The sequence below is a fragment of the Nocardia sp. NPDC057455 genome (genome assembly GCF_042802775.1).
Taxonomy (GTDB): Bacteria; Actinomycetota; Actinomycetes; order Mycobacteriales; family Mycobacteriaceae; genus Nocardia.
Genome location: NZ_JBHVDM010000138.1, coordinates 1 through 12,084, shown reverse-complemented (window position 1 = coordinate 12,084; position 12,084 = coordinate 1). Strand labels below are relative to the sequence as shown.

Annotated in this window: 8 protein-coding genes; 3 read left to right on the top strand and 5 right to left on the bottom strand. The window is 69.9% G+C overall.

The genetic code is table 11. The features are described 5' to 3' along the window. Positions 1 to 1,023 precede the first annotated feature (1,023 nt). Both ACFU5M_RS32500 and ACFU5M_RS32495 read left to right on the top strand, forming a co-directional pair. Complete coding sequence (locus ACFU5M_RS32500; protein ID WP_379055091.1) at positions 1,024 to 1,404, top strand: hypothetical protein; 381 nt, start codon at positions 1,024 to 1,026, stop codon at positions 1,402 to 1,404. 147 nt (positions 1,405 to 1,551) lie between these two features. Next, positions 1,552 to 2,097 carry a hypothetical protein gene (locus ACFU5M_RS32495; protein ID WP_379055089.1) on the top strand — a complete coding sequence of 182 codons (546 nt, stop codon included), beginning with the start codon at positions 1,552 to 1,554 and terminating at the stop codon, positions 2,095 to 2,097. Between the two features lie 44 nt (positions 2,098 to 2,141). Here ACFU5M_RS32495 and ACFU5M_RS32490 read toward each other — a convergent pair whose 3' ends face one another. The 4 genes from ACFU5M_RS32490 to ACFU5M_RS32475 all read right to left on the bottom strand — a co-directional run bounded on the left by ACFU5M_RS32490 (position 2,142) and on the right by ACFU5M_RS32475 (position 8,936). Continuing rightward, positions 2,142 to 4,688 (bottom strand): ATP-binding protein, encoded by a 2,547-nt coding sequence (locus ACFU5M_RS32490; RefSeq protein ID WP_379055087.1) that lies wholly within the window; start codon positions 4,686 to 4,688, stop codon positions 2,142 to 2,144. Positions 4,689 to 4,730: 42 nt separating this feature from the next. Continuing rightward, positions 4,731 to 7,262 carry an ATP-binding protein gene (locus tag ACFU5M_RS32485; RefSeq protein ID WP_379055085.1) on the bottom strand — a complete coding sequence of 844 codons (2,532 nt, stop codon included), beginning with the start codon at positions 7,260 to 7,262 and terminating at the stop codon, positions 4,731 to 4,733. A 115-nt stretch (positions 7,263 to 7,377) separates the two neighbouring features. Then, positions 7,378 to 7,953, bottom strand: coding sequence for a dihydrofolate reductase family protein (locus ACFU5M_RS32480; RefSeq protein ID WP_379055083.1), 576 nt, complete (start codon positions 7,951 to 7,953; stop codon positions 7,378 to 7,380). A 248-nt stretch (positions 7,954 to 8,201) separates the two neighbouring features. Then, positions 8,202 to 8,936, bottom strand: coding sequence for a MerR family transcriptional regulator (locus tag ACFU5M_RS32475; RefSeq protein WP_379055081.1), 735 nt, complete (start codon positions 8,934 to 8,936; stop codon positions 8,202 to 8,204). A gap of 203 nt (positions 8,937 to 9,139) precedes the next feature. On the opposite strand from ACFU5M_RS32475, the gene ACFU5M_RS32470 reads away from it, so the two are divergent. Continuing rightward, positions 9,140 to 9,496 (top strand): DUF1707 domain-containing protein, encoded by a 357-nt coding sequence (locus tag ACFU5M_RS32470; RefSeq protein WP_379055079.1) that lies wholly within the window; start codon positions 9,140 to 9,142, stop codon positions 9,494 to 9,496. A gap of 7 nt (positions 9,497 to 9,503) precedes the next feature. Here ACFU5M_RS32470 and ACFU5M_RS32465 read toward each other — a convergent pair whose 3' ends face one another. Then, positions 9,504 to 11,891, bottom strand: a complete 2,388-nt coding sequence (locus tag ACFU5M_RS32465; RefSeq protein ID WP_379055077.1) for a tetratricopeptide repeat protein — start codon at positions 11,889 to 11,891, stop codon at positions 9,504 to 9,506. Between the last annotated feature and the right edge of the window lie 193 nt (positions 11,892 to 12,084).

Below are 12,084 nucleotides of genomic sequence, written 5' to 3'. Positions count from 1 at the left end.
CTCTTCGCGCGCATATCCGCTCGCCCCCCAACCATCCACCGCCGGGTCCTGAGACAAGGCGATCACCGAAGGCGACCCGGTCGACCAGAGGACATGCCGCGGACAAGCGGACGCTGACGCCGGTCGATCTCGTACGCACCGCAACGGGCCCCGACCGCTCATTCGACCACCGAGCGCGACACTCGTGTGGATCGTTGTGCGCAGAGTCGCTTCTCGCCACGGCTGATCCTCCCGCGCTGCCACCCTTTGCTCGCTGGTCGTCTGATCTCGCGCGCATGCTGAATCCACATCGTCGGTAATCGCCGACACCACCCCCGCGCCGGTCCCAGCAGAGGTCAGGTCGGCAGCTCGCGTTGTCACCGCCACCGTCCGCATCGGCTCGGGCGACGCCCGCCAGCGTCATCGCCAGGCCGCCCGAGAGGTCTCCCCAGAGCGCGGCTGTGCGCCGTCAGCGTCGCGGCCGGTCAGTACGCCGCCGCGCGAAGGACGCCCTCACTTCTTCCCAGGTGTGAGAAAGCCCTCGACAAGATATCGACCCGTCGATTAATGTGACGTTATACAACGGCACGATAGATAGGGACCCACCGATCGGACCTCACCGGACCGATCCCAGATCCCGAGGTGGCGAGATGAACGGACGCGAACGATGACCGGCATCACGCCGCACCAGCGACGGACACAGACCTGGCTCGTCCGCCCGCTGATCGTGAGCGCGATAGCGGCCACGCCGGAAACCCCGGCATCGCCCCAAGCGCAGGCCGGGCCCGACACAACCGTCGCGGCACCGCGCTCCGCAGCAGACCCGGGCCGCCACGGATACGACAGGCCGGGCTCTCCCCAACCCGACGACCGGGACCGAGCCGACCGGCACCGCCCCGCGGACGACACATCCGCGACGGATGCCGCCTCGATCCCCTCCCCGACCCCACCTCGCGCGGCAACCCCGACCACCGACGTTCGCCGCACCGCCGCTGCTCGTGCCGTGTCGCCGTGCACTGCGCGAAATCCGAACGGAGACTTACGATGACCGCCAACACCACTCATTTCGCCGCCAGATTGCTCGCGTGTGCAGCGATCGTCGGCACACTCGCCGCGGGCGCCGCGGGCGCCGCGGGCATCGCGGGCGCGGAGTCGCACTCGGGTCCCTCGAACCCGCGCAACGGCACGGGCGACACCACCGGTTGGCACCACATCGACCCCATGGGCTACCACCATCGCGACAGCGACCGACTGGACGCCGAGGAGGCCGACCAGGCCATCCGTGACTACCGCCAGCGGCAGAACCAGGCCACACCCGATCTCGCCACCGGCGACGGGTCCGACGGCTCGAGCTGGTCGCGCGTTGCCCGCCCGGACGGCACCGGCTACACCGTCTGCCGCGCGCAGGCCGCCTGGTGCCGGTGACCACAGGCCCAGCACACACCTCCGCACCCCGAAACCTTCCGTGACGCCTTTGCGGACTGATCGTACCGCTACCTAGCGGCACATTACTTGAAGTATCACCATCCCGGAAATCCACTCCGGCCGGGAACGCAAGAAAGAGAAACACTCATGATTAAAATCAGCGGGCTTCGCCGGCCGGCCGCGTGTAACGACAAGCGCGGCGGCACGGTACGGACGCTCACCCTGCTGGCGGCGGCAGCGGTGGCGGCGGGCGGCCTGAGCCTCGGCGCGGGCACCGCCGAGGCTCAGGGCGCTGCCTGCCTCTGGGCCGGTGGCGCCTACGGCCAGGGCGCCACCGTCGTCGCGGGAGGCTGGACCTTCGCCTGCGGGACCGACGGACAGGGTGCCCCGTACTGGCATCGCGGAGCTTCCGCGCAGCAGGCCAGCACCGTGCCGAACCCGGGCGCCTACGCCCACCCCGCCGGCCTGTTCAGCCCCGGCGCCCGCCAGTACGGCACGGAGTACAACGACTACTGCGTCGGCAGCCAGCTCATCGAGGGTTCCGAGGACGTCTACCAGGTCGTTTCGGACGGACGCGGCTCGCTGTGGTGGAAAGCCGCGGGCTCGATCGACCAGTGGGCCTTCGATCCCGGCACCGGACCCCAGCGGTCCTGGCGATCGGCGAGCCTGTGCTACGACGGCTCCCTGACCTGACCTGACCGATTCTCGCTATCGCACGCCCGTGACCGCCGCGACGGTTACGGGCGTGCTCGCGTTCGCGCGGGTCGCCGCTCGGATTCCAGCCGGATCCGCTCCGCGAGGTGATCCGGTACGTGCCAGCCGATGTCGGCCCTGGTGGCCGCCATCAGCTTCCTGCGCACGGACACCACCTGGGCATCGACCGTCCGGATCGAACTCCCTCGGCGTGCGGCGATGGCACTGTTGGCCCATCCCGCCGCGGCCAGCACCGCGACCTCCCGTTCCGCCGGCGTCAACTCCTCCCAGCGCGAAGCGGTCGACCTGGCCTGCGGCCGCGGGTTCGGCAGCTGGCCGACCGGCAATCTGCCGAGCAACAGCAATTGCAGTTCGTCGCGTTCGGGACGCAGCCGGGCGCCGCGCTGGACCGCCGCCGCGTGGGCCTCGACGCCGATGACCGCGGTGACCGCCGCAACGGCTCGAGCGGTGCCGCGGGCCACCAGCGTCACCCGATCGGCGACGATGCCCATCGAGCGGTGCAGCGTGGCGATTCCGCCCTGCAGATGGGCGATCTCGGTGGCGGCGGCGATCGCTGCGGCGCTGCCGGTGTCACCCGCCTCGATCCGGGCGGACAGCAGGTAGGTCAGCGCCATCATGCTGAAGTGCGCTACCCAGCCTGCCGTCCAGGTGTCCCCGGTGATCAGCAGGCGCTCCAGGGTGGACTGCCCGAGTTTCACCGCCTCCCGCGGATCACCGTGCCGGGATACCGCGATCATCCAGGCCAGCTCCGCCCAGGACGTCGCCCAGCCCGCGTCGGAAGCCACCGCCCGGTCCAGATGCCTGCGCGCGGCCCCGAGCGCGACGTCCGCGTCGCCCAGGTTCGCGTAGGTGAGCGCCTCGAACAGTTCGCTGCGCTGCTCACCCGCCCGGTCGCCCAGAACGGCGAACTTCCGGCGCGCCCTGGCCAAGACGTCCACCGCGCGCAGGTCGAGGTGGATCAGCAGCAGTTCGAGTCCCCAGGTGAATTCCACCGCGGCGGGCAGGCCGAGGTCGGTCGCCGTCGTCTCGCGCCAGCCGCGCCGCAGTTCCGGGGCGAGGCACTCCGCGGCGCATTCGTCCAGCAGTTGCGCGGTGTAGGCGTGCCTGCCCTGCCAGATGGCGATCCAGCCGACCAGCGCGGTCGCGTTGATCCGCAGCCGGGTCGGCGGCGGCTCGACCTGCGCGGTGACTTCCAGAGCCTGTTCGGTCAGGCTGGTGATGGCCCGGTTGGATCCGGTGATGAACGGCACGCGCAATGCCATCAGCGTCGCGGCGGTCTCCAGCCCGACCACGGCCTCCTCCGGGTCGGCGAGGCTGGTCTCGACGGCGATGAGAATGTTGTCCCAGGCCGCACGCGCCCAAGCGATCCACTCCTGCTCCCGCGGGCCGTACCAGGTGGCCGGGCCCGCGGCGACACGGTCGCGGTAGTGCCGCCGATGCCGGGCGAGCAGCCGCGCCTCGTCGAGGTGGTCGCCACGCGTGGACAGCCGGTCCCGTACGAACACCCGGACACTCTCCAGCAGGTAGTAGCGCACCGTGGCCGCGGTGAGGTGGGCCGACAGCAGCGAGCGTTCGACCAGGCGCTCGAGCAGCCCCTCGATCCGCTCCGCGGGCAGCGCCGCGTCCGCGCACACCGCCACGATCGCGTCCACTTCGGCCCCACCGGAGGGCGTCTCGTCGTTCTCGGCGTCGCAACCGGTGGCGAACACCGACAAGCGCTCCAACAGCAACTGTTCGGGTGCGGTGCACAGACCGTAGGACCAGGCGATCACGTCGCGCACGCTGCGGTGGCGTTCGCCGACGCCGCCCCTGGTGCCGTGCGTCCACTGCAGGCGGCGATCGTCGGTGTCACCGGACAACTCGCGCAGCACGATCGCGGGTGGCCGGTGCAGCAGTCGCGCCGCGGCCAAGCGGATGAACAGCGGATTGTTGTCGACGTGCCCGCAGATCCGGGTGGCGATGGCGAGCTGTCCCGGGTCCTCGGGGATCGGCCGGCCGGTGCGCTCGGCTCGCCGCCGGAACAGTTCCAGGGCGTGCACGCTCGACAGCGGCGGCACGGTCACCAATTGCTCGTCTATCCAGCCGATCGGCTCCCGGCTGGTCGCGACGATGGTCAAGCCGGGAATCTCCTGCAGCAGACCGACGACGAGCGGACCGACCCCGCCCAGCACGTGTTCGCAGTTGTCCAGCACCAGGATGGTCCGGTGCGTCTCGTCGTCGGCGCCGGCATCGGTGAGGGTGTCCAGCAAGCCGTCCCAGGCGGAGCGGCCCGCTATGCCGTTCTTCGCGACGGACAAGAGCACTTCTTCGGCGACCGCCCCCGTCTCCGCGCCGGGCGCGAGTCGGGCCAGGCGGGTCCAGTGCACCGTGTGCCGTGTCCCGCCGCGATATCTCCGCACGGCTTCCACCGCGAGCGTTGTCTTGCCGATGCCGCCGGGTCCCAACAAGGTGATCAGCCGGGCACTCGACGAGTTCAGTAAGGCATCGATCCGCCGCAGTTCGGCATGCCTGCCCACGAACTCCGCGGGCGCGGCGGGGCCGTTGCCACCACCGCTGCTCACCTCCGACATGCCGACGCACCTACCGATCCGGAAAACCACTGCTCGAGCAGCTTAATGGGCGCGCCCTGCCCTTCCTTTGCGGCTACGGCTCGGCCGCCGCTCGGATTCGTACCGGACGCGGTCGGCGAGCTCCTCGGGGATGTGGGCCGCGATGTCGGCGCGGGAGGCGATCATCAGCTTCTGCCGGATGGCGGCCACCTGCGCGTCGACGGTCCGGATGGAGCTGCGCCTGCGGCCTGCGATGGCGCTGTTGGGCCAGCCCGCCGCCGCGAAGACGGCGACATCGCGTTCGGCTTCCGACAGCTCGCTCCAGCGCGCGGCGGGCCGCCGCGACACCGGACGGGAAGCGGCCGGCCGGTCCGGCCGCCGGGCGGACGGCGCCGGATCCGCGGTAAGTGACCACAGCGCGTCGAGTTCGGGACGCAGCCGTGTCCTGCGTTCGGCGGAGGCGTAGGCGCGGTCGCCGAGCACCGCGCGGGAGACCTCCGCGGCGCGGCGCAGCTCGGCGGCGATCAGCGGAACCCGGTCGACGGATATGCCCATCGAACGCTGACGTGTCTTGAATCCGCCCACCAGATAGGCGATTTCCCGCGCGGTGTCGGCGGCCACGGCGGGATCGCCGCCCTCGGCCCGCTGCGCGACGAGGACCTGGGCCAGCGCCACGATGTGCGCGCCCACCGCCCAGCTCGCCGTCCAGGTGTCCGGTTCGCCGCGGTAGCGGGTGAGCACCCCGCGGGTCAGCGTCAGCGCCTCGGTGGCGGACCCGTGTTTGGCCAGCGCCACCGCGCGCGCGATCTCGGCCCAGGCGCGTGACAACGTCGAGCCGGACGACACCGACCGCTCCAGGAATCGCGCCGTGTTCTCCAGCGCCTGCCGTCGGTCGCAGACGAGGGCGGAGCAGAACGCCGCGAACACGTCGCTGCGCTCGGCGCCGATGCGATCGCCCTGTTCGGTGAACTTGCGCCGCGCCCGGGCAAGGACGGTGACGGCGCGCGGGTCACCGCGCACGAGCATCAACTCGAGCCCCCACAGCCACTCGACCGGGGCGGGCAGCCCGAAATCGATGTCGGTGTATCGCGGACCCGCTTCCGGGGGGTGGGTGGCGCAGTCCGCGAGGAGTTGCGGGATGTGATCGGTCCGCCCTTGCCACAGGGAGATCCAACCGAGCAGCGCGGTGGCCAGGTCGGCGAGCCCGGGAGGGCCGAGCCCGGATGCCCGGGTGGCCTCCAGCGCGCGTTCGGTCAACCGGGTCAGCGCGCCCGCACCGGACTTGACGTAGGGCACCTTCATCGAGAGCAGGACGGCGGCGGTCTCCAGCGCGACCACGGCCTCCGCCGGGTCGGCCAGACCGGATTCGATGCCGAGCACGATGTCGTTCCACGCTGAGCGCGCCCACGCCAGCCAGGCCTGATCCTGTGGTCCGAGCCAGATGGCCTGCCCGGCGACCACCTTGTCCCGGAAATACCGGCGGTGCCGCGCGGCGAGCCGGTCGAACTCGCCGCGGTCCCGGCGACGCAGCCGGTCCCGGGCGAACACGCGGACGCTTTCCACCAGATACCAGCTGACCGTGGTCGGGGTGAGATGCGCCGACAGCAGCGATTGTTCGGTGAGCCGCTCCAGCAGGTGTTCGATCGCATCAGCGGGCAGGGCGTCGTCGGCGCACACCGCGATCGCGGCGTCCAGCTCGATGCCCCCGCGCAGCGACTCGTCGTCGGTCTCGTACCCGGCGGCGAAGACCGACAACCGCTCGAGCAGCAACTGCTCGGAGGCGCCGCACAGCGCGAACGACCAGGCGATCACGTCGTAGACACCGCGATGGCGCTGCTCGGCGCCCGCCCGTGCGCCGTGGGTCCAGTGCAAGCGTTTGTCGTCCGCGTCGCCGGTGAGTTCGCGCAGCACCATGACCGGCGGCTGGTGCCGCAGACGCGCCGCGGCCAGGCGGATGAACAGCGGGTTGTGATCGACCCGGCGACAGATTCGCGTGGCGACGGCCATCGCCTCGCGGTCGTCCGGGATCGCCCGTCCGATGAGTTCGGCCCGCTGCAGGAACAATTCGAGCGACTGTCGCGGCGACAGCGGCGGCACGGCCAGGATGTACTCGTCGGCCCAGCCGATCGGCTCGCGGCTGGTGGCAAGGATGGTCAGGCCGGGCACGGATTCCAGCAACTCGGCGATCATCGCCGCGACCACGCCGAGCAGGTGTTCGCAGTTGTCCAGCACCAGGACAGCGCGCTCGGCGGAACGGTCCACGCTGGTGAACGTGCGCACCAGCGCCGCGCGGGTCGGCGGCGAGCCGACGTCGGTGCGCACGGCCGACTGCATCACGTCTTGCGCGGTCGCGGTGCTGTCTGCTTCCAGCCCGGCCAGCCGCGCCCAGTACACCGGCCTGCGACGGGGGCGCGCGCCGCGGCACAACGCCTCCGCCGCTAATCGCGTCTTGCCGACCCCGCCCGGGCCGACCAGGGTGATCAGGCGGGCACCGCTGTCCAGCAGCGCACCCAGCCGGTCCAATTCCGTTTCCCGGCCGATGAATTCACTGGTGGATGCAGGCAGCACGTCGCCACGTGCCTGAACCAGGGACATAAAACGAAAGTTAGCCGACGACGCGGCAACGCGCTCGACAATCAGAGGTTACGCAAAGGTCAAGCCCCCGTTTACGCGGGCAACGGACCCCGTTTCGCGCTTCCCGCGCCGGTTGCTACCTCGCGGAGGCCATCTGCTGGTAGTGCATCTGGACCACCGCGCTGTCGAAGGTCATCACGTCGACGAGTTGCAACCCCGAGACCACCGCAGGCGTCGGGAACAGCGGAATCCCGCCACCGAGCAGGATCGGGTGCACGAACAACCGGTACTCATCGATCAAGTCGTGCTTCATGAACTCCGACGCCGTCTCCGCGCCGCCGAACAGGACCATGTCGCATCCCGGCTGCGCGCGCAACGCGGTGATCGTCTCGACGAGGTCGTCCCGGACCACGCGGGTGTTCCAGCCCGCGGCGGACAGGGTGCGGGAGAAGACCAGTTTGGGCGTCTGCTTCCAGCACCGCGCGAAATCCACGTAGAACTCCGAGATCGCGGGATCCATGTCGGCGGTCGGCCAGAACGACGCCATGATCTCGTAAGTTTTGCGGCCGTAGAGGAACAGGTCGGCCGAGCGTAATTCGTCCAGGAACGACTCGCACAGTTCCTCGTCCACCACCGGCCAGTGGATCTCCTGATCCGGCCCCTCCGCGAAGCCGTCGAGCGACATCTGCATCCACAGCGTCACGCTTCCCATGTGCCCACACCCATCTGCTGCCCTTGTGCGACGTTCAGATTGTCGGGGGGAGCGACACTTCGGCGCATCGGTAGGTTGCCGGAAGACATACTTAAGTAGACGAGCGTAGGTAGCTCCACGGCGCCGCGAGCGCGCGCCGGATCGCACCAATATACCGTTGAGCAACGGCACGTTACTGCTACGTATCTCCAACGATGGGAATCCGAAACAGGAGCATTTCGACCTACCTCGGGGGGTTGCGCCGCCGATCAGCTCTCCGGCAGCACCTCCGCTAGCTCGGAGTCCTGGTCGAGATATCTTGCGACGAGCCGGTTCACGAGTTCGGCAATGGTCTCCGCCGGGACCGCCCTGGTCGCCTCCAGTCGGTGCGCGAGATCGGCGACCTGCGCCGGGCCGCGTTCGGAATCCTGGAACGACGTCCAAGCCGTGCGCCGGAACAGATCCACGTAGCGCCGGGCGATCCGCTCGGCGTCGGCACGCAGTTTCTCCAGCTCGCCCAGCACCTCCTCGGCCGGGATGCCCGCGGCCGCCATCTGCTCGAGGCTGTGCGCCAGACGGCGATCCGCGATCCGGTAGGTCGCCGCGTCGACGGGCTCGTACAGACCAGCGGCGACGACCCGGGCCAGACCGTTGGGCACGTCGCGATATCGCTCGGCCAGTTCGGTGGCCGCGATCGTGTCGCCTGCGTCGACGGCGGCCGCCTCGGGCGAGCCGGGCTCGGCGACACCGAGGATGTCGCCCAAATCGTCGCCACGATCCCAGGCGTTGAGCAATTCCCTGATGCCGTTGAGTTTGATGCCGCGATCGAGCAACCTGCTGATGGTCCGCACCCGGTTGAGGTGGTCGGCGCCGTAGAAACCGGTACGCCCCTTGACCTGCGGGGGTGGCAGCACCCCCCGTTCGTGGTAAACGCGCAGGCTGCGCACGGTCGTACCGGCCTCCCGCGCCAGCTCGTCGATCGTGTATTCCACAGCCGCAGTCATACCTCAAGGAAACCACATCGCAACACGGGACGACCGCCGGTGCGCGGCCGAAACCGGGCGACCGACCGGTCCATAGCGACATTTCAGCAAACACCGCCTGCGCGGGGCGCCACCGCCCTCCGCACGCGTGGCCGCCGACCGTCTTCCCGCCGCTGGAAATCCCCCTCGATGCCGGGTCCCGCCGCCGCGCCTATCCTTCGGGCATGGGTGAATCCGCGGGCCTTCCGGCCAGTCTCGCCGACCGCGAGCGCGCGATGCGCGAGCTGAGTCACCACCTGGGCACCGGCCGGCTGAGCCTGGCGGAGTTCGACGAACTCAGCGCGGCCGTCGCGGCCGCGACCAAGAGGAGTCAACTGGCCGAGCTGTTCGCCGACCTGCCGGGCAGCACACCCCCCGCGGCCGAGGTTGCGCCGACCAACCCGCTGCCGCGCCTGGTCGTCCTGGCGGGTGCGGCCGTGGTCTTCTCGGTGGTGCTCGCGGTGACCACCGGCAACTGGCTGTGGCTGCTGGTGATCCTGGCCGCGCCCGCGCTTTTCATGCTCAACGCGCGCGCCACCTGAGCGCGGTTCACCACCTCGATTTCGGCCGAACGAAGTTGGCCAGGTCGACCAGGCGGTAGCGGTGCAGGCGATGCGGAGCGATCCGGGCCAGCGCCCGCAGGCTCGACTCCAGCCCGCGTTGCAGGCCCAGCAGGGTGAACGGGAAGCCGAGCAGGGTCGCGTCCGGATCGGCCGACCGGCCGCCCGCGCGCACCCATTCCAGCGCCGCGCCCACCACGATGACCTGGAGCTGCAACGCCCTCGGTTCGTCCGGCGCGGCGTCCAGCCGCGCGGCCGCCTCGAGCAGATCGGCTTCGGTGGTCTCCGGGATCGGCTGGGAGACCAGCAGCAGACATCCGGTCATGCGCGCCACGCTCTGATACCGCGACGCCTCCGGCACCTGATCCAGGACCTCGACGGCCTCCAGCAAGCCGCCGTCGGCGGCGAGCCTGCGGGCCAGCCCGAACGCAGCGCTCACCACGCCGTGATTGGTCCGCCACACCGTGCGGTAGTACTCCTCGGCGAGCCGATGCCAACGGTCGTCCGCGGAATCGCCCAGATGCTGGAGGGTGAGTTCGGCGGTGGCCGCCAGCGCCAGCGCGGGGGCGATCTCGCCGGGCAGCATGCCGTGCACCAGGTCGAAATACTCGTAGGCGCGCTCGTACTGCCCGTCCAGCAGGGCTGCGACGGCCGAGTACCACTCGAGGCGCCAGTCCGTGCCGTAGTCGGGTCGCAGGTCCGCGAGCCGATCGCACGCTGGCACCACCTCGCCGAGGTCCAGATGCGCGCGCACCGCCGTCAGCGTGCCCTCCAGTTCGAAGGTCTCCGGCTCCGGGATGGTCCCGGAGACGATCCGGTCGGCAGTGCGGCGCAGCGCGTCCAGAGCGTGCCGGGGATCGCCGTGCATCAGCGTGGACAGCAGGTCGGCGCTGGGGTCCTCGCTGTCGATCATCGGCACCGGCAGGGCCGCGACGACGCTCGGTGCGTCCAGAGCGGGCAGGCGATGGCGCCCGTCGGTCATGCCGTCGGTCTGCCCGATCAACGTCTCGATGCCGAAATCACCACGCATGGCGCCGAATTCCAGCGAAGCCTGCGGATGTTCCTTACCGGTGTCGTAGGCGAGGACCATACGCAGGACGCCGGCGAGCTGACCGTACATCGCGTAGGCGGTGGGGAAGCGGCGGCGCGGATCCGGATCGGTCGCGCGGCACAGCAGCCGGTGCAACGCCGGATAGTCCCGCAGCAGCGGCTGGTCGTCCGACGATGGAATGCCGGGCAACTGGTGTCCATCGGCGTTCTTGGGCATGTCCAGCACCAGAGCGGCCAGCGTCCGTCCCACGGTGTAGATGTCCGAAGCGACCGTCGGGCCGGTCTCGGTGATCTCGGGCGCTTGATAGCCCGGAGTGCCGTAGATACTGCCGTAGGACTCCATCGCGGCGACCGCGCCCAGATCGATCAGCTTGACCTCGTCCTCACTGACCATGATGTTGTCCGGCTTGAGATCGTTGTAGGCCAGTCCGAACGAGTGCAGGTAGTCCAGCGCGGGCAGGATCTCCATCATGAACGCGATCGCCTCGGAGACCGGAATGCGTTCGGGCGCACGCAGATCCAGCATCTTCTTCAGCGAGCGGCCGCCGACGTACTCCATGACGATGTAGCCGTCGGCCACCTCGCGCCCGGAACGGTGCTTGACGAAGTTGTGGATCTTGACGATGCCGGGGTAGGCCACCTCGGAGAGGAATTGGCGTTCGGCGAGGGCGACGACGTGCGCCTCGAAGTCGAGCGGGTTCTGCAATCCCTTCAGCACCACCCAGCGGTCGCTCACATTGCGGTCGATCGCGAGGTAGATCCATCCGAGGCCGCCGTGGGCCAGACAGCCCTGGACTTCGTACTGGTCGGCGACCATCTCCCCCGGCTGGAGCAGGGGCCGGAAATTGAACGGCGAGGCGCATCGGCCGCACTCGCCCTCCACGGCACCGGCGCCGGCTTCGGCGGTGCGGCCGACCGGCTGCTGACATTTCCAGCAGAACCGTTTGTGCTCGGGCACTTCCGGGTTCTGCATCACCGCGGTGCGCGGATCGAGCGGGCTCACCTTGGGCATGGACACCAGCCCGCCGCCCAATCTCCGCCCGCTCGGCCGCGAGCGCGCGCTGCGCCCGGAACCGGGTTCGGACTCGGCCTCGAGTGCACCGAGCAGCAGCCGCTCGGCGGTGCCGATGGTTTCCTCGCCCCCGACGGCGGGGCCGGTCGGCGGCCCGCCGTCGCTCGGCACCGAGTCGACGGCGACGGCACGTGGTTTCTCGACGTACCGCGGTGTCGACCACGGGTTGGGTAGTCGTGGGGGCACCTCGGTTTTGAGCAGATGCCGAGTGGCCCAGGGGTGAGAAGTTCGCCGAGGCACCTCGGTGCCGCGCATGCGCCGATTCGCCCACGGATGCGCAAGTGGACGGTCGGATGCGCTGGGGTGCTCCGGCATACGAACCTCTCAGACCCGCCGTTGAATCGCGGTTTCATTCTGGTCCGCCGCCTGTCGATGCGCGCGTGTATTGTTCCCGGGATTGGGAATAGATCCGCCCCGGGCGAACGGCCCGGGGCGGATACTGCTTCAC